This is a genomic window from Pseudaestuariivita atlantica (genome assembly GCF_001205715.1).
In the GTDB taxonomy this organism is placed as follows: Bacteria; Pseudomonadota; Alphaproteobacteria; order Rhodobacterales; family Rhodobacteraceae; genus Pseudaestuariivita; species Pseudaestuariivita atlantica.
Genome location: NZ_AQQZ01000004.1, coordinates 368,342 through 385,780 on the forward strand (window position 1 = coordinate 368,342; position 17,439 = coordinate 385,780).

Annotated in this window: 18 protein-coding genes; 10 read left to right on the forward strand and 8 right to left on the reverse strand. The window is 65.3% G+C overall.

What is annotated here, in order from left to right:
• Positions 1–49: 49 nt before the first annotated feature.
• From bchZ to dxs, 8 genes are all read left to right on the forward strand, one after another.
• On the forward strand, positions 50–1,522 hold the full coding sequence (gene bchZ / locus ATO11_RS11155; protein WP_050530935.1) for a chlorophyllide a reductase subunit Z: 1,473 nt from the start codon (positions 50–52) through the stop codon (positions 1,520–1,522).
• Positions 1,519–1,737 carry a cytochrome PufQ gene (gene pufQ / locus ATO11_RS11160; protein WP_050530936.1) on the forward strand — a complete coding sequence of 73 codons (219 nt, stop codon included), beginning with the start codon at positions 1,519–1,521 and terminating at the stop codon, positions 1,735–1,737. The genes bchZ and pufQ overlap by 4 nt, the downstream gene beginning before the upstream one ends.
• A gap of 127 nt (positions 1,738–1,864) precedes the next feature.
• Positions 1,865–2,014: a light-harvesting antenna LH1, beta subunit gene (pufB, locus tag ATO11_RS11165; RefSeq protein WP_050530937.1), complete on the forward strand. Its 150-nt coding sequence runs from the start codon at positions 1,865–1,867 to the stop codon at positions 2,012–2,014.
• A gap of 14 nt (positions 2,015–2,028) precedes the next feature.
• The gene (gene pufA / locus ATO11_RS11170) at positions 2,029–2,190 is read left to right on the forward strand and encodes a light-harvesting antenna LH1, alpha subunit (RefSeq protein WP_050530938.1); all 162 of its coding nucleotides are present in this window, start codon (positions 2,029–2,031) and stop codon (positions 2,188–2,190) included.
• 98 nt (positions 2,191–2,288) lie between these two features.
• Positions 2,289–3,131: a photosynthetic reaction center subunit L gene (gene pufL / locus ATO11_RS11175; protein WP_050530939.1), complete on the forward strand. Its 843-nt coding sequence runs from the start codon at positions 2,289–2,291 to the stop codon at positions 3,129–3,131.
• A 6-nt stretch (positions 3,132–3,137) separates the two neighbouring features.
• Positions 3,138–4,115 (forward strand): photosynthetic reaction center subunit M, encoded by a 978-nt coding sequence (gene pufM / locus ATO11_RS11180; protein WP_207382965.1) that lies wholly within the window; start codon positions 3,138–3,140, stop codon positions 4,113–4,115.
• 3 nt (positions 4,116–4,118) lie between these two features.
• Positions 4,119–5,156 (forward strand): photosynthetic reaction center cytochrome PufC, encoded by a 1,038-nt coding sequence (gene pufC, locus ATO11_RS11185; RefSeq protein WP_050530941.1) that lies wholly within the window; start codon positions 4,119–4,121, stop codon positions 5,154–5,156.
• A gap of 204 nt (positions 5,157–5,360) precedes the next feature.
• The gene (dxs, locus tag ATO11_RS11190; RefSeq protein WP_050531116.1) at positions 5,361–7,280 is read left to right on the forward strand and encodes a 1-deoxy-D-xylulose-5-phosphate synthase; all 1,920 of its coding nucleotides are present in this window, start codon (positions 5,361–5,363) and stop codon (positions 7,278–7,280) included.
• Positions 7,281–7,341: 61 nt separating this feature from the next.
• Here the strand turns inward: dxs and ATO11_RS11195 are convergent, their stop codons facing one another.
• The 8 genes from ATO11_RS11195 to ATO11_RS11230 all read right to left on the reverse strand — a co-directional run bounded on the left by ATO11_RS11195 (position 7,342) and on the right by ATO11_RS11230 (position 15,293).
• Entirely contained in the window at positions 7,342–8,253 is a 912-nt protein-coding gene (locus tag ATO11_RS11195; RefSeq protein ID WP_050530942.1) for a carbohydrate kinase family protein, read from the reverse strand.
• A complete protein-coding gene (locus tag ATO11_RS11200; RefSeq protein WP_050530943.1) occupies positions 8,250–8,930 on the reverse strand; it encodes a D-lyxose/D-mannose family sugar isomerase in 681 nt (226 codons plus the stop codon). The genes ATO11_RS11195 and ATO11_RS11200 overlap by 4 nt, the downstream gene beginning before the upstream one ends.
• Positions 8,931–9,186: 256 nt before the next feature.
• Positions 9,187–9,711 (reverse strand): isopentenyl-diphosphate Delta-isomerase, encoded by a 525-nt coding sequence (gene idi, locus ATO11_RS11205; RefSeq protein WP_050530944.1) that lies wholly within the window; start codon positions 9,709–9,711, stop codon positions 9,187–9,189.
• A complete protein-coding gene (locus ATO11_RS11210) occupies positions 9,708–10,886 on the reverse strand; it encodes a geranylgeranyl diphosphate reductase (protein WP_050530945.1) in 1,179 nt (392 codons plus the stop codon). The genes idi and ATO11_RS11210 overlap by 4 nt, the downstream gene beginning before the upstream one ends.
• 2 nt (positions 10,887–10,888) lie before the next feature.
• Entirely contained in the window at positions 10,889–12,151 is a 1,263-nt protein-coding gene (locus ATO11_RS11215; protein ID WP_110553642.1) for a PucC family protein, read from the reverse strand.
• The gene (gene chlG, locus ATO11_RS11220) at positions 12,151–13,050 is read right to left on the reverse strand and encodes a chlorophyll synthase ChlG (protein ID WP_050530946.1); all 900 of its coding nucleotides are present in this window, start codon (positions 13,048–13,050) and stop codon (positions 12,151–12,153) included. Before chlG ends, ATO11_RS11215 begins: the two co-directional genes overlap by 1 nt.
• A 42-nt stretch (positions 13,051–13,092) precedes the next feature.
• Positions 13,093–14,514 (reverse strand): transcriptional regulator PpsR, encoded by a 1,422-nt coding sequence (gene ppsR / locus ATO11_RS11225; RefSeq protein ID WP_050530947.1) that lies wholly within the window; start codon positions 14,512–14,514, stop codon positions 13,093–13,095.
• A complete protein-coding gene (locus tag ATO11_RS11230) occupies positions 14,511–15,293 on the reverse strand; it encodes a cobalamin B12-binding domain-containing protein (RefSeq protein ID WP_207382959.1) in 783 nt (260 codons plus the stop codon). The genes ppsR and ATO11_RS11230 overlap by 4 nt, the downstream gene beginning before the upstream one ends.
• Positions 15,294–15,602: 309 nt before the next feature.
• Between ATO11_RS11230 and bchF the strand changes: the two genes are divergently transcribed.
• Both bchF and ATO11_RS11240 read left to right on the forward strand, forming a co-directional pair.
• The gene (gene bchF / locus ATO11_RS11235; protein WP_050530949.1) at positions 15,603–16,091 is read left to right on the forward strand and encodes a 2-vinyl bacteriochlorophyllide hydratase; all 489 of its coding nucleotides are present in this window, start codon (positions 15,603–15,605) and stop codon (positions 16,089–16,091) included.
• Complete coding sequence (locus tag ATO11_RS11240; RefSeq protein ID WP_050530950.1) at positions 16,088–17,374, forward strand: ferredoxin:protochlorophyllide reductase (ATP-dependent) subunit N; 1,287 nt, start codon at positions 16,088–16,090, stop codon at positions 17,372–17,374. Before bchF ends, ATO11_RS11240 begins: the two co-directional genes overlap by 4 nt.
• Positions 17,375–17,439: the final 65 nt, after the last annotated feature.

Consider the following 17,439-nt stretch of genomic DNA (forward strand, 5'->3'; position numbering starts at 1 on the left):
GCGCTCCCCGAGGTATTTTTCAACCGAAGAAGCGGGGGAGGGCCTCCCCGTGCTGATACAGGACCATGACAGGGCCGGTGGGTACTGGGGCGCGGTGTATGCGTTCTGTGCCGTGAAGGGCCTGCAATGCGTGATCGACGGGCCGGTCGGGTGCGAGAACCTGCCGGTGACGTCGGTGCTGCATTACACCGACGCGCTGCCGCCGCATGAATTACCCATCGTCGTGACGGGGCTGGGCGAGGAAGAGTTGGGCCGCGACGGGACCGAGGGCGCGATGAAGCGGGCTTGGGGCACGCTGGACCCTGCGCTGCCTGCCGTCGTCGTGACCGGGTCGATTGCCGAGATGATCGGTGGCGGGGTGACCCCGCAAGGCACTAACATCCAGCGCTTCCTGCCGCGCACCATCGACGAGGATCAGTGGGAAGCCGCCGACCGGGCGATGACGTGGATCTTTACCGAGTTCGGGATGACCAAGGGCCGGATGCCCAAGGAGAAGACGCGCGAGGAGGGTGCAAAGCCCCGCGTGAACATCCTTGGGCCGATGTACGGCACGTTCAACATGCCATCCGACCTGGCCGAGATCCGGCGGCTGGTCGAAGGCATCGGGGCGGAGATCAACATGGTCATGCCCCTTGGTGCCCACGTGGCCGAGATGCGCGACCTGGTGAATGCCGACGTGAACGTCTGCATGTACCGCGAGTTCGGGCGGGGGCTGTGCGAGGTGCTGGGCAAGCCGTACCTGCAGGCCCCGATTGGAATCGATTCCACCACCAAGTTCCTGCGCATGCTGGGCGATCTGTTGGACCTTGATCCCGAGCCGTTCATCGAGCGGGAGAAACATTCGACCATCAAGCCCGTCTGGGATCTGTGGCGGTCGGTCACGCAGGATTTCTTTGCCACCGCGTCTTTCGGGATCGTGGCGACCGAGACTTACGCGCGCGGCATCCGACATTACTTCGAAAGCGATCTGGGGCTGCCCTGCGCCTTTGCCGTGGCGCGGTCGCGCGGGTCGAAGACCGACAACGATCATGTCCGGGCCGAGATGGCCAAGCACCGCCCGCTGATCGTCTTCGGGTCGATCAACGAGAAGATGTACCTGGCTGAACTGAAGGGCGGGCACGGGCCGTCGCCCGCGTTCATTCCAGCCTCGTTCCCCGGTGCCGCGATCCGGCGCCACACGGGCACGCCCTTCATGGGCTATGCCGGGGCGACCTACCTGTTGCAGGAGGTCTGCAACGGGCTGTTCGACGCGCTGTTCCACATCCTGCCGCTTGGCACCCAGATGGACGCTGCCGAGGCGACGCCGACCACCCTACGCCGGGACTTCCCGTGGGATGCCGACGCGCAGGCGGCGCTGGACCGGATCGTGGCCCAGCACCCGGTGCTTACACGCATTTCCGCCGCGAAGACGCTGCGCGACGAGGCCGAGCGCGCGGCGCTGGCCCAAGGCGCGGAGCGTGTCGTGCGCGAAACGGTCGAGGCGCTCGACCCATCGAATTCAACAGGAGGAACCGGGGCATGACCGACATCACCTCGAACACCCCCCAGACCCGCAAGCACGGCACGCGTGCCGAATTCAGGGTCTATTTCGCCATCATCTTCGCCGCGGCGCTGCCGTTTGCGCTGATCGCCTGGATCACGCACCCGCTGCACCGCAAGGGCGAACCGAACAAGGGCCCGCTGGCCCGTGCCTGGAGCCAGGCGCGGACGGTGACGCCCATGATCTTCTCGGCGTGACGCTGTCGCGTCCGGGAAACCGCACTGGCCGCCCCGGCGGTCAGAGCCCGGTGGGGCCCGTCAGGGCCTCTTCGGACCCTGCCGCGAGGGTGTCGCGGCATCAGCGTAACGTTCCGGAGGAAAGTTAATGGCTGATAACTCCGACCTGTCCTTCACAGGTCTCACAGACGAGCAGGCGCAAGAATTGCATGCGGTCTACATGAGCGGGCTCTGGCTGTTTTCGGCAGTCGCAGTGGTCGCTCATCTGGCCGTGTTCATCTGGCGTCCGTGGTTCTGAGAAAGGATCGATAAATGGCAAAGTTCTACAAGATCTGGCTCATCTTCGATCCGCGTCGCGTGTTCGTGGCACAGGGCGTGTTCCTGTTCCTGCTGGCCGCGATGATCCACCTGGTGCTCCTGAGCACCGACCACTTCAACTGGTTTGAGATCGCAGCCATGAAGGCTGCTGGTTGATCCATTGAAGCGCTGCGGGCGGGGGTGACCTCGCCCGCGGCAAACCACAATGACCACGCTGGGCCACTTCGCCGGCCGGCAATCGCGGAGACATCAAGATGGCGCTCTTGAGTTTTGAGAGAAAATACCGCGTCCGCGGGGGGACGCTGATCGGCGGTGACCTGTTCGATTTCTGGGTCGGACCCTTCTACGTCGGCTTTTTCGGAGTGACGGGGGCGTTCTTTGCGCTGCTCGGCACGGTCCTGATCTTCTGGGGGGCCTCGCAACAGGGCACCTTCAACCCCTGGCTCATCAACATCGCACCGCCCGACCTGAGTTACGGTCTGGGCCTTGCACCGCTTCTGGAAGGCGGGTTGTGGCAGATCATCACGATCTGCGCGATCGGGGCCTTCAGCAGTTGGGCGCTGCGCGAGGTGGAGATCTGCCGCAAGCTGGGCATGGGATACCACGTTCCCTTCGCCTTCAGCTTCGCGATCCTCGCCTATGTCACGCTGGTTGTCTTCCGCCCGCTCCTGATGGGGGCATGGGGGCACGGGTTCCCCTACGGGATCTTCAGTCACCTCGACTGGGTGTCGAACACCGGCTACGCCTACCTGCACTTCCACTACAACCCGGCGCACATGCTGGCGGTGACCTTCTTCTTCACCACCACGCTGGCACTGGCGTTGCACGGGGGGCTTGTCCTGTCGGCCGCGAACCCGGCCAACAAGGACGATGAGAGCCTGAGCCCCGACAACGAGGACACCTTCTTCCGCGACTTCATCGGCTATTCGGTCGGCACGCTGGGCATCCACCGGGTTGGCCTGCTGCTGGCGTTGAATGCCGGCTTTTGGAGCGCGGTGTGCATCATCATCTCGGGCCCGGTCTGGACCGAAAGCTGGCCGAGCTGGTGGAACTGGTGGCTGGAACTGCCGCTGTGGCCTTCTCAGGCGGGGATGTAAGCCATGATCGTCGAATATCAGAACATCTTTAACCAGGTTCAGGTCCAGGGCTCCCCTGAAATGGGGACGGACAACGAGAACCAGATGATGAAGGAGCGCACGAAAAAGCCCTTCTTCTCCACCCTGGTCGGCTGGGTCGGCAACGCGCAGATCGGGCCGATCTACCTGGGCTGGACGGGGCTTGTGTCGCTGTTTACCGGGATCCTGGCGCTGAACATCATCGGGTTGAACATGCTGGCGCAGGTCGGCTGGTCCATCCCGGAATTCCTGCGGCAGCTGTTCTGGCTGGCGCTCGAGCCGCCAAGCCCTGAATACGGGCTGTCCATGCCGCCGCTGGATGACGGGGGATGGTACATCATCGCCTCGATGTTCCTGCTGGTATCGGTGATGAGCTGGTGGGCGCGGACGTGGTTCCTGGCCGAGCAGCACAAGATGGGCAAGCACATCTTCTGGGCCTTCGGTGCCGCGATCTGGCTGTTCCTCGTGCTGGGCCTGTTCCGCCCCGTCCTGATGGGGGCGTGGTCCGAAGCGGTGCCTTACGGGATCTTCCCGCACCTCGATTGGACGACCGCGTTCTCGATCCGGTACGGCAACCTTTACTACAACCCGTTCCACGCGCTTTCGATCGTGTTCCTGTACGGCTCGGTCCTGCTGTTCGCCATGCACGGCGCGACCATCCTGGCGGTGACCCGCTTTGGCGGCGACCGCGAGCTGGAGCAGATCTATGACCGGGGTACCGCGACCGAACGGGCCGCCCTGTTCTGGCGCTGGACCATGGGCTTCAACGCCACGATGGAAGGCATTCACCGCTGGGCGTGGTGGTTCGCCGTCCTGACGCCGATCACCGGCGGGATCGGGATCCTGCTGACCGGCACCGTCGTCGACAACTGGTTCATCTGGGCGCAGGAGCACAACTTCGCTCCGGAATACAACGGTGACTACGGCTACGAAGCCTACGACACCCAGTTCGGACAGGAGGGCTGATCGATGTTTCCCAAGTGGTTCAACAAATGGAACGCGGATAACCCGACCGATGTCTTCGGTCCGGCCATCCTGATCGGATCGCTCGGCGGGGCGGTGTTCGTGGCGATCATGCTGATCACGTGGGGGCAGCCCTATGCCACCGCGTCCCAGCAATCCGGCCCGCGCGGCACGGGGATGAGCCAGACCGAGTTCGTCCGCGCGCTTGCTGCCCGCAAGGCCGACCCGGAAATGGCGGCGGCAAACTATGTCGTCGCTCCGGAAGGGGAGGCGCCGGCGGTCGAGTATGATCCGGGTCTCGGGGACGAGCTGGTGACGGCGATGCGGTCATGGACCGGCATCCCCAACCTCTTTGCAGAGGACAATTACCAGACCAACGTCGCCTACCTGATGATCTCGATGACGCAGTTCCTGAACGAGGAGTATGGCTATCACGTCAATGCTTCGGGCGAGGGCGTGGGCGTGACCTGCTACACCTGCCACCGGGGCCAGCCTGTCCCGAACGGCGTGTGGTTCAAGCTGGGTGCGGTGAACGAGGCGGCGAGCGGCTGGTCGGCGGTACAGAACCGCGCGACGATGCAATCGCAATCCACCTCGCTGCCGTCGAACGCGCTGGAATCCTACCTGCTGGGGGACGAGGTCATCCAGGTCCACGACCTTGAAAGCCGCGTTGCAGGCTCGATTGCCGAGGGCGAAGTCGCCTCGATCCAGCAGACCGAGATGACGTTCAGCCTGATGAACTATTACGACAACTCGCTGGGTGTGAACTGCGTGTTCTGCCACAACAGCCGCGCGTTCTATGACGGCGGGCAGGTGACGCCGCAATGGGCCACCGCACAGGTGGCGCGCGAGATGGTCCAGACGCTGAACGCCGACTACCTCGTGCCGCTGAAGGACACGCTGCCCGACAACCGTCTGGGCCCGATCATGGGTGACGCACCCAAGGCCGGATGCCTGACCTGCCACCAGGGGCAGAACCGCCCCGTGAACGGCCATCTGTGGCTGGAAGCCTACCCCGAGCTTGCGACCATCGGGGGTGGCTGACGAGACAGATGCGCGGCGGGGCGCTTCCTGCCCGGTCGCGCATCTTCGCCATCCTGGGGTGACAGCACACTTCAGGATACGGGGCTTCCACCCCGGTTCCCTTCCTGTTGGCGACAGGAAACTGGCGTCGCACGGGTCCCTCCGTGCGGCGCCTTTTTAACACAAGTCGCGCGAAAAAGCGCGCCCGCCGTGGGAGACGCTGCCATGACCCGTCCCGAAACCCCCGTGCTTGACCGCGTGGCCGGTCCCTCGGACCTGAAATCGCTGACGGATTCCGAGCTTTCGAGATTGGCGCAAGAATTGCGTGCCGAGGTCATATCGGCCGTGTCCGAAACCGGCGGGCACCTCGGATCGTCGCTTGGCGTGGTCGAGTTGACGGTGGCGATTCACGCCGTTTTCAACACCCCCGCGGACAAGCTGATCTGGGATGTCGGTCATCAGTGTTACCCGCACAAGGTCCTGACCGGACGCCGCGACCGCATCCGCACCCTGCGCCAGAAAGACGGGCTGAGCGGGTTCACCAAGCGCAGCGAAAGCGTCTATGACCCGTTCGGTGCCGCCCATTCCTCGACCTCGATCAGCGCGGCCTTGGGTTTCACCGTCGGCCGTGACATGGGCCAGCCGACGGGAGACGCCATCGCGGTGATCGGCGACGGGTCGATCAGTGCGGGCATGGCCTACGAGGCGCTCAACAACGCCGGTGCCGAAGGCCGCCGCATGTTCGTGATCCTCAACGACAACGAGATGTCGATCGCCCCGCCCGTGGGCGCGATGTCCTCCTACCTGTCACAGCTTTACGCCAACGAACCGCTCGCCCGGATGCGCGAAATGGCCGACAGTTTCGCCGATGCGATGCCCGCCCCCATGCGCGACGGCATGCGCCGGGCAAAGGCGCTTGTTTCAGGCGCGCATCCGCGCGGGACGCTGTTCGAGGATCTGGGGTTTGACTATGTCGGCCCCATCGACGGCCACGACATGAGCCAGCTTTTGCCGGTCCTGCGCGCGGCGCGCGCGCGGGCGACCGGGCCGGTGCTGATCCATTGCTGCACGGTCAAGGGCAAGGGATACGTCCCGGCGGAAACCAGCGCCGACAAGTATCACGGCGTGTCGAAATTCGACGTCGCCACGGGCCAGCAATCGAAATCGAAACCCAACGCGCCGTCCTATACCTCGGTCTTCGGCAAGGCGCTGACGGAAGAGGCGGCGCGCGACCCGTCCATCGTCGCGGTCACGGCGGCAATGCCGTCGGGGACGGGTGTGAACATCATGGCAGACCGGTTTCCGGCGCGCGTGTTCGACGTCGGCATCGCCGAACAGCACGGCGTGACCTTCGCGGCGGGCATGGCCGCCAGCGGGTTGAAGCCCTTCTGCGCGATCTATTCCACGTTCCTGCAACGCGGCTATGACCAGGTCGTGCACGACGTGGCCTTGCAGAACCTGCCGGTGCGTTTTGCCATCGACCGGGCGGGGCTGGTCGGGGCCGACGGGGCCACGCATGCGGGCGCGTTCGACGTGGGCTACCTTGCGGCGCTGCCGAACATGGTGGTCATGGCCGCGGCGGACGAGGCGGAACTGGTGCACATGGTGGCGACCGCTGCCGCGCATGACACGGGACCCATCGCCTTCCGCTATCCGCGCGGCGCGGGCGTCGGAACCGAATTGCCCGAACGGGGCGTCCCGCTTGAGATCGGCAAGGGCCGGGTCCTGCAGGAGGGCGAGGATGTCGCGATCCTGTCCTTCGGTGCGCATCTTGACGAGGCGCGGCGCGCGACGCGCATGCTGGAAGAGGACGGGCTGACGGTGACGCTGGCCGATGCCCGCTTTGCCAAGCCGCTGGATACCGACCTGATCCGCGACCTCGCGCAGTCGCACCGGATGCTGGTCACCGTCGAGCAGGGCGCGCAGGGTGGGTTCGGCGCGATGGTGCTGCACCACATGGCGGCGCAGGGCCTGCTCGACACCGGGTTGAAGGTGCGCACCATGACGCTGCCCGACCGCTTCATCGACCAGGCCTCGCCGGACCAGATGTACCTTGATGCCGGACTGACGGCGCAGGACATGGCGGAAACGGTGCGACTGGCTCTCAATCCTGCCGCCAGCAACGTGACGCGGCTGCGATCCTGAAAGGGGGTCGGCTGACAAGCAGCCGACCTACGTAGGTCGGGTGATCCTCACCCAACCCCCTTCACTTCAGTTCCGACGCCCAGGGCGGGTTCGCGCCGGCCCGGCTCACCGTGACCGAGGCCACTTTCGCACCCAGCGCCAGCGCGTCGGCAAGCGTTTCGTCCGGCAGATCGGCAATCGCGGTTTTGGTCAGGGCTCCGGCCTGCTGCAAAGATGCCAGCACGCCCGCGTTGAACGTGTCACCGGCCCCGACCGTGTCCACGACCGTTGCGGGCACGCCCGGCACGCTGACCATGCCACCACCCGCGCGATGCGCCTCGGCCCCGTCCGCGCCTTTGGTCATCAGTACCAGTTTTGGACCCAGCTCCAGAATACGCTGCGGCCCCGCACCGGGATACAGCCAGTCGAGATCCTCGTCCGACACTTTCACGATATCTGAGACCGCAAGCATGCGTTCGATCCGCGCGCGGTAGGCCGGTTCGTCGGTGATGAAGCCGGGCCGGATGTTGGGATCGATCATCACCACATGGTCCGCGGCATAGCGCGTGCACATCTCGGCATAGACCGAGGCTGCCGGTTCCGCGCACAGCGAGATTCCCCCGAAATAGAGCGTCGAGACGCCGGTGATGTCGGGAATATCCGACACCGACAGCATGCGGCCCGCGCTGTTTTCATCCATGAAGGAATAGGTCGCGTGCCCGTCCTTCAGTTCCACGATCGCAAGCGTCGTGGGCCGGTCCGACATCGCGGCACGGGAGGTGTCGACGTCGCTTTCCTCGTGGAACGCGCGCAGTTTTCGCCCGAACACGTCCGTCGACAGGCCCGAGAAAAAGCCGACCCTTGCGCCCAGTCGGCCCAGCGACAGCGCCGTGTTATAGACCGCGCCGCCGGGCAGGGGCAGGAACGCATCCTCTCCCTCCGCCGTCTTGCGCGGCACCATGTCGATCAGGGCTTCGCCGCAACACAGGATCATGTCAGCCACTGGTCATAATCCGACACAAGCAGGTGCAGCGGGGCTTCGTCTTCCTCGACATTCGCGAAGCGGCCGATATCCATCTCGAACACGTTGTCCGTCTTGTCGTCGTTCACGGTGCTGACCTCGCCGATCAGGACGTCGTCGCCTTCACCCCAGAAGGCGTGCCAGTCGCCGGGCATCAGCGTGACCGACTCGCCGGGATCGAGCTTGATCAGCCCGCCGGCCTGAACGGTGCGCGGGGTCCCGTCGCAATGTACGGTGACGTCGGTATCGCGGTCGATCGACCCGTCAGGGAGCGAGTTGAACAGCTCAAGCACCAGCGTGCCGCCGCCCTTGTTGATGATGTCCTCGGCCTTCACGATATGCCGGTGCATCGGGGAATACTGGTCCTTGCGCGAAATCATGATCTTTTCGGCATACATCATGCCCGTGGGCTGGCCGAGATGCGATGGATCGCCATTGCGCACGGTGAACAGGAACAGGCCCATATCGTCGAACTTTTCCCGCCCGTAATCGGTGATGTCCCACCCCATGCCGCGCGCCACGTGAATGCGGTGGTCGGCGGCCTTGAACTGGTCGGGTGACCAGTAGGCGAAAGGCGGCATGATGTAGCCGAACGACCGGATGAAGGCATCGCCTTCGCGCAAGATCTCGTTGATGCGGGAGCGTTTCATGTCTGTCTCCGATGGGTCCCGGTTGGATGCGCGGGAATTTTACGCGAGTCAATATTGGGCGGAGGCGAAACTGCGAAACCGGGACAAAAGCGCGGAATCAAGGCCGAAGGCCGCCGCGCCATCGACGGGCCGCCCCCACGGCACGTCGATTTGGCTGGGGTCTGCGCGTCATATGAGGGCACGCGGATCTTGCCGACATAAACGGCCCGGGAAAGATCGGTGGATCGACGTCCCGCGGCCCGTCGATGGCGCGACTTCAGACCGTGACCGGCAGGATCAGGTCGCGGTGTTCCGCGAGGTAGATGCGCAGCCATGGTGTGAACACGGCAGGGTTGGCGGCGATGTCACGGTCCAGATCGTCGAGCGACACCCACCGCACATCCATAACCTCGTCCGGGTTGGGCAGGACATCGAGCGAAGCGCTCGCATCGCAGCGGAAAATCTCGACCACCTCGTGCTCGATCAGCCCGTTGCCAACTTCGGCCCGGTACTCGACCTGCCCGCAATGCACCGGCGACACGCCCGCGATCCCCAGTTCCTCGAACAGCCGCCGTTCGGCGCAGGCCTCGGCGGTTTCGCCGAAATCGGGATGGGTGCAGCAGGTATTCGCCCACAGGCCAGGCGTGTGGTACTTCGACAGGGCCCGGCGCTGGAGAAGCACGCGATCCCCGTCCATCACGAACACGGACACGGCCTTGTGCCGCAACCCGCGTTCATGGACCTCCAGCTTTTCGACGGGTGTGATCTCTCCATCCACCCAGGCGGGAATCATGATCGTCATACGAATGTCTCTCGCACGAGCCCGGTGAGGTGGGCAATGTTCTTGAGCCCGATCTTGAGGTGCGCCATGGGCCGGGCGCGGACCAGTTCCTTGTTCATGTAGGCCTCAAACGTCAGGCGCTGCACGTCCTCGTCATGGCAGAGCGAGACGAAGCGTTCGCGGCGCGCGTCCGACCGGTAATAGGCGTTCTGCATCGAGCCAAGGACGCGGAAGACCATCTTGTGGTCCTTCATGAACATCCTGCGCGCCAATGCGAGGTCGCTCGCCTTGCCGGTGGACAGGCAGGCGGCGGCGGCGATGGCCGCCACGCGCCCGCCGAACATCGCGTAATAGATGCCTTCGCCGGACGAGGGCGCAACCACGCCCGCCGCGTCCCCGGCCAGCACCACGTCGCTGCCATTGTCCCACCGGTCGAGCGGTTTGAGGGGGATCGGCGCACCTTCGCGGCGCAATGTCTCGCAATCGGTCAACCCGCTGGCGGCGCGCAAATCGGCGGTCGCCTGTTTCAGGTCGACCCCGTCCACGCCGGTCCCCATGCCGACCGAGCAGCTTGATCCGTGCGGAAACACCCAGCCGTAGAAATCGGGGCTGATCCTGCCGTCATAGACGACATCGCAACGCATCGGGTCATAGACCTCGTTCTTCGGTGGGGCCGCGATGATCTCGTGATACGCGATCACGTAGGGGATCGTGTCGCCGCCCGGCACGCTGTCCGCCGCGACGCGCGACCGCGCGCCGTCCGCCCCGATCACCAGCCGCGTGGTCAGCCGCTCGGTCGTGCCGGTGGACTTGTCGCGGTAAAGGACGTGCGTGCCATCCGCGTCCCTCTCGATCCCGGTGAAAGTGCCGGTGCGCCGTTCCGCCCCGGCAAGCTCGGCCCGGTCGCGCAGATAGGGATCGAAATCCTTGCGATCGACCATGCCGACGAATCCGTTCTCGATCGGGATGTCGACCTTGCGGCCCGTGGGAGAGATCATGCGCGCGGTGTCGACCTTGGCGATCAGCTGGTCGTCGGGGATGTCGAAATCGCGGATCAGGCGGGGCGGGATAGCGCCACCGCAGGGCTTGATCCGCCCCGCGCGGTCGATCATCACGACCCGTCGCCCGGCCTTGGCGAGGTCCATGGCGGCTGTGGCCCCGGCAGGGCCGCCGCCCACGACTACGACGTCATACATGGCTATTCTCCCGGATGGACAAGGGGCGCCGGTGCGGGCGCGGTTGCGGGTGACAGAAGACGCAGGGCCACGATGGCGGCCCAGAGGAACAGGATTGCCTCGATCCCGAAGACAAGCGCGTAGGCCGAGGCGTCGGGCATGGCGAGGCGCGCGAGGTCAAGCGTGCCGGTGGCGATCAACCCGGCCAGCCCCGCCGCGACGGCCTGTGCCGCGCCGAAGACACCCATGCGCGTGCCGGTGGCCCCGGCCCGTGCCGCCGCAAGCCGCATCATCGACCCTATGGCCCCCACGACGAACAAGCCGTTGCCAAGGCCCAGCGTGACCGTTGCGGGCATCAGCGGCAGGCCCGCGCCCAGCGCGATCAGTCCCATGGCCGAGATCACGCAACCCGCCACCGCCCAGCCACGCAGAGATCCGATACCAAACGTGGACAGTGCCCCGGCGGCGATCATACCCATTAGAGCCGCGCCGTCCTTGCCACCCGACAGACGGGTCGAGGCATCGGGCGTCAGGCCGTGCACGTGACCCGCGAAGGGTTCGAGCACCAGTTCGGACAGGTAGAACGCAAGGATCGACAGGAAGACGAACCCGGTAAAGGCTCGCGCCGCCGGATCGGCCCACGTGGCCGCAAGGGCAGGGCGCAAGGCGGCCTCTTCCGGCAGCGGTGCCGGGCCGCAGCGCCTTTCGACCCGCCAGACGGCGAGGCCCGTGATCAGCAGCGCGACGAGGACAACGGATGGTACGACCACGAGAAGCCTCGAGGTCGAATAGGGATCAAGCGCGATGCCCGCGCCGACGGATGCCGCGATGGCCCCGGCGATCAGCATCAGCCACGCAAGCGTCGCCGCCGCGCCCTTGCGGGCGTCGGGCGACGCGGTGGCCAGAAGCGCAAGGAAGGATGTGCCGGCCGCCCCGATGCCAAGCCCGATGGCGATATAGGCCGCGACCCAGATCGCCAGCGCGACGGAAGTGGAGCTTTCCGCGACAGCGATCCCCCATGCGACGGCGATGACGCCCAGCCCGACAACCACCATCCCGCCAAGGATGAACGGCGTCCGCCCGCCCTTGGCGTCGGACCGGTGGCCCCAGACGGGCCGCGTCAGTTGCACGCCGTAATGCAGGGCGACCAGCAGGCCGGGCAGCAACGCGGGCAGGGCAAGCTCGACCGTCATCAGCCGGTTGAACAGGTTGACCGGCAGCGCGGCGAGCGCGCCGATGGCGGCATTGGCAAGGCACAGCCGCGCGATGCCACCCCAGCCCAGCATCAGACCATGCTCCGCAACGCAAATGCCGCGACCATCATGCCCGAGATGTAAAGAAGAACTCCGGTGCCGTTGTACCAGGGCGCCTTGGCCTTCGGATCTTCGAGCATCACGACCATCGCCCAGACCTGCGCCAGAAGCAGCGCCGCGATCGCGACCCCGTGCCAGACCGGCCCCCACAGCGCGAGGAGCGTCACGACGACGACTTGCGGTGCTGCCATGACCCAGCAGGCGGTGCGCGCGGCGGCGTTGGGGCCCATCGTGACCGGCAGCGACTTCACGCCGGTCTGGCGGTCTCCGTCCAGCGCCTTGAAATCGTTGAGCGTCATGATCCCGTGCGCGCCGATGCCGTAGAGGAGCGCGATGATGACGATCTCGATCCGCGGGGCGCCGGCGGTCAGGACTGCCGCGCCCGTGAACCACGGCAAGGTTTCATAGCTGAGTCCGACAAGGCCGGGGCCAAGGATGCCCGACCGTTTCAGGCGCACAGGTTCGGCGGAATAGGCCCAGGCGGCCAGCACGGCGAGGCAAGTCGCGCCAAACCCCCACGGCCCCAGCAGCCAGCCTATCGCCAGCGACAGCGCCGACATGGCAAGCGCGACCCACAGGCCCCACCTGCCGGGCACGCGGCCCGACGGGATCGGGCGGTCGGGTTCGTTGATCGCGTCCACGTGCCGGTCACACCAGTCATTCGCGGCCTGGCTCATACCGCAGACGACGGGACCGGCAAGTAGGATGCCCAGAACGACCACGCCCCACGATCCGGCTACCGCTGCGCCGGATGACACGGCACCGCACAGGAACGCCCACATCGGCGGAAACCACGTGATCGGCTTGATCAGGGTCAGAAGCGCCGTCGGATCAGGGTATTTACGTGATGCCGTGACAGTTGAAATGGACATGTGTCAACTATGGCTGACAGTCCGATTCTGATCAAGTGCCTGTCAGTCAGAGGCGTCCTTGGACAACATGCCGTATTTGCGCAGTTTCACGTAAAGCGACTGCCGCGACAGGCCCAGCATCTCGGCCGCGGCCACGCGGTTGTTCCGCGTCAGGTTCACCGCCGTTTCAATGCAGATCCGTTCGACCACGTCGGTCGTTTCGGCCACGATGTCCTTCAGCGGCGACGAGCCCACAAGCTCCATCACCGACCGTTGTGCCTGTTCGCTGGACGCATCCGACATCGGCTGGCGCACGGTTTCCGATCGTTCCGCATCCCGCAGCACGAACACCATCTGCCGCGGTTCCATGTCGTTGAGCGCGGTCGCCGAAATCTCGACCGGGCGACGGATGCCCAGCTCGTTCACAAGCTGCGCCGCGTACAGCCGCATCTGACCCGTGCGCTGTGCATTCTCGATCAGCACGTTCAGGTCGATCTGCCCGTGACCAAGGAAATCGGCAAAGCTGCGTCCGATCAGCTGCTGTTCCTGCGCGACGTCTGCAAGATCGAGGAAGCTGTCATTCGCCGCTTCGATCACGCCTTTGCCGTTGGTGAACAGGATCGCGTCGGCCGCGCCTGCGAAGAACGCGTCAAGGTGCGACGGTGCAGCCATCGCCGTGCCGGTGCCATCGCCAAGAGGCACAAGCCGGCACAGGACCAGCCGCGCACCCGCTGCCCGGAACAGCGTGGGTTCGATCCGCACCTTCTGGCCCGACCGCTTCAGCGCAACCGACATTTCTCCGCCGGTTTCCTTGCCGCTCAATGATGTCAGCGCCTCGACGAATTCGGCGCGCTGCCGATCCTGGAAGGCCTGAACGAACGACGTGCCGCGCAAACTGTCCGCCGTACCACCCAGAACGTCCGCGGCGGTGTTCGACAGGTCCTCGATCCGGCCATCGGGAACGGAGACGAAAACCACCGCGTCGCGCACCGTGTGCAGGAGCGAGCGGAACCGCGCATCGAACCCGCGCCGCGCCTCGTACCCCTTTTCCAGCGCGATCTGGGTCTGGACCAGTTGCTGCTGCGTTTCGGCGATGGGTCGCAGGTCGCGCCCCAGCATCAGAACCGCGCCCTTGTGGCCGATCCGGTGGAAGGAATACGACACCGGGAATTGCCAGTCCGTCCCGTCCTGGTGATTGAGTTCGGATGTCGTCTTCGCCTCGTCGGACGAGGCCATGACCTCCATCGCGGCGTAATACTTGCCGACGCTTTCCGAGGTCAGGATCGTGGTGACGGGCTTGCCTTCCCAGTGCGACAGGTTCCCGAACGGCGCGACGCCCGTATTGGTCAGCACCGACAGAACCTCGTGATCCGCGGACACGACAAGCGCGATGTCCGAGGCCGCCGAAACGATGCTCGACAGGAATTCGGGCTCGATCAGCGGAATCGAATGGGTTGTCCAGAAAGTTGACCCGTCCGTGCTCATCGGTCGATGGCTCCGTTGGCCACGGGAGCACCGAACAAGCGGAGCAGGTCAGTCACTTCGGTCAGCACGTGGTCCACGCCTGTTTCTTGAACCAGATCGTCCGACCCTTGGGCCACCGCGCCCCCCAGAACGAGAGGCGGCACAACGGCGCAGGTCTTGCGGATAGTATCGACCAGATTGCCCACGGATACAAGGCCGGACGGCTGCGCGCACGAGATCAGGACCGCATCGAATCCGCCACGGCTCACCAGCGCGGTCACCTCGTTTTCCGGCGGGCCGACGGTCACGTGGATGCTGATACCCCGGCGGCGCATCTGGTGGGCCAGAACGAAGGCGCCCAGCGTGTGGGTTTCATTCCGGGTGACGATCAGTAGGCCCGCGCCGTGTTTCCCCCGGACCCCGTCCTGCGGCGCGTCGCTGAGAAGCGGCAAAAGCGCCTGCAGCCGCGCCGCGCCGATCGATACCTGCGCGAAGGGCAATTCGTCCGACAGCCAGCAATCGCCCAACTCGCGCGCAACGGCGGGAATGTAGAGGTCGACGATCTGCGCGTCGTCAAGGCCCGCCTCGCGCATCTCGTCCACGATCATGTCGCTGGGGCAAGCGGGGCTTTGCAGGATGAGGGTACGCATCGCTGCAACGAGCTTGCGGTCCATAAGGTCGGTATGCAGGGCCGGGGAGGGCGCACGCAACAGGGACAACGCCTGCACCGCAAGGGCACTGACGCCGGGGCTGGGAGCGGCTGCTCCCACCGGTGCGCGTCGCGATGTGTCCTTTGACATTGGAGCCATCCTCGCCGTCCGGCGATCCCCGACCCAGACCTGGGCCGCAACCATCGCGAGACCCCCGGAGTGTCGTTGATCGGGCCTTAAATGTCAAAGCGAATAGACAAGTGTGATATGACATCGTCCCCGGTGTCAACTTTGCGCCCTTCCGTGAATCGTGGAGAAATCATCAAAAACCCTTGGAATAACTGTCAATCTCGGCCATTCGGCCGCCAATCTGTCAATTGGGCAACTGTAAGTTTGAATTGACACTTTCGCCCACCGCCCGCTACGCTTGCCTTGGATGTCTAGACAGGGAGTCGATGAATGGCTCGCGCCTCCGGGCAACATCGCGCGGGTGCCGCGCTCTATACGCCTGAACAGAAACGCCGCCGCGATGCCTCGCGGTGGACGGTTGTTCAGGGCGTTCTGGCGCCCCTGCAATTCGCCGTTTTCCTCGTCTCGCTGGTGCTTGTCCTGCGCTACCTGGCAACCGGAGAGGGCTACCTTGCGGCGACCGTTTCGATCGTTGCCAAGACCGGCATTCTATACCTGATCATGGTGACCGGCGCGATCTGGGAAAAGGAGGTTTTCGGCCAGTACCTGCTCGCCCCCGCCTTCTTCTGGGAGGACATGGTCAGCTTCGCGGTGATCGCGCTCCACACCGCCTATCTCGTTGCCCTGTTTACGGAAACAGCCGGGCCAGCCACCCAGATTGCGCTCGCGCTGACGGCCTATGCGCTCTACGTCGTGAATGCCGGGCAGTTCCTGTGGAAACTCCGCCAGGCGCGGCTTCAGGGCGGGGTCGCGGCATGAACGACCTGACCCCTCCGGCACCGGCTGCAGGCTGCTCCGCCACCCCTGTCCTGAAGGAGCGCGGCCAGCACGAGGTGTTCTGCGGACTGACCGGCATCATCTGGCTTCATCGCAAGATGCAGGACGCCTTCTTCCTCGTCATCGGGTCGCGCACATGTGCCCACCTTCTGCAATCGGCGGCGGGGGTGATGATCTTCGCCGAACCCCGGTTCGGGACGGCGATTCTCGAAGAATCGGACCTGGCCGGGCTCGCGGATGCGCACGAGGAACTGGACCGCGAAGTGTCCAAACTGCTGTCACGTCGCTCTGACATCCGTCAACTCTTCCTTGTGGGGTCCTGCCCGTCGGAAGTGATCAAGCTGGATCTTGCCCGCGCCGCCGAACGGCTGACGCAAAAGCACGCTCCGCATGTCCGGGTGCTGAATTATTCCGGGTCGGGAATCGAAACGACCTTCACGCAGGGGGAAGACGCCTGCCTCGCCGCCATGGTCCCCGTCCTGCCCGAAACGGACCGCCGCCAACTGATGTTGGTGGGTGCCCTGCCCGACGTGGTCGAGGACCAGATGCTCGACCTCGTGCGCGGCATGGGGATCGAGGATGTCTGCGTCCTCCCCGCCCCGCGGGCCGAGGCCGAGATGGGCGTGGGTGAAAACACCGTCTACGCCCTGACCCAACCCTTCCTCGGCGACACCCACGCGGCCCTCACCCGCCGTGGCGCCCGCCACCTGCCTGCACCCTTCCCGTTCGGAGAGGAGGGCACAACGGCCTGGCTTCAGGCCATCGCCCGCGAATTCGATGTCCCGCAAGAGCGGTTCGAGGCAGTGACCGCCGCCCCCCGCGCCCGCGCCCGCAAGGCCGTTGCCCGGGCGGCGCAGCCACTCGACGGCAAGTCGGTGTTCTTCTTCCCCGACAGCCAGCTCGAACTCCCGCTCGCCCGCTTCCTGACCCGCGAATGCGGCATGCAAGCAGTCGAGGTCGGCGCGCCCTTCATCCACTCCACCCTGATGCGGGACGAACTCGCGCTCCTGCCCGATGGCCAGGTGATCTCCGAAGGCCAGCATGTCGACAAGCAACTCGACCGCTGCCGCGCCGCGTCGCCCGACCTCACCGTCTGTGGCCTCGGCCTCGCCAATCCCCTCGAAGCAGAAGGGCTGACGACCAAGTGGGCCATCGAGCTCGTCTTCACGCCGGTGCATTTCTACGAACAGGCGGGCGACCTCGCCTCCCTCTTTGCCCGCCCGGTGCGCCGCAAGGACCTGTTGCAACTGGAGGCTGCGGAATGAGGCTTCTCTGGTTGCGAAATACCTCACGGGGGTCCGGGGGTGTGAAACCCCCGGCCCGGCGCCAG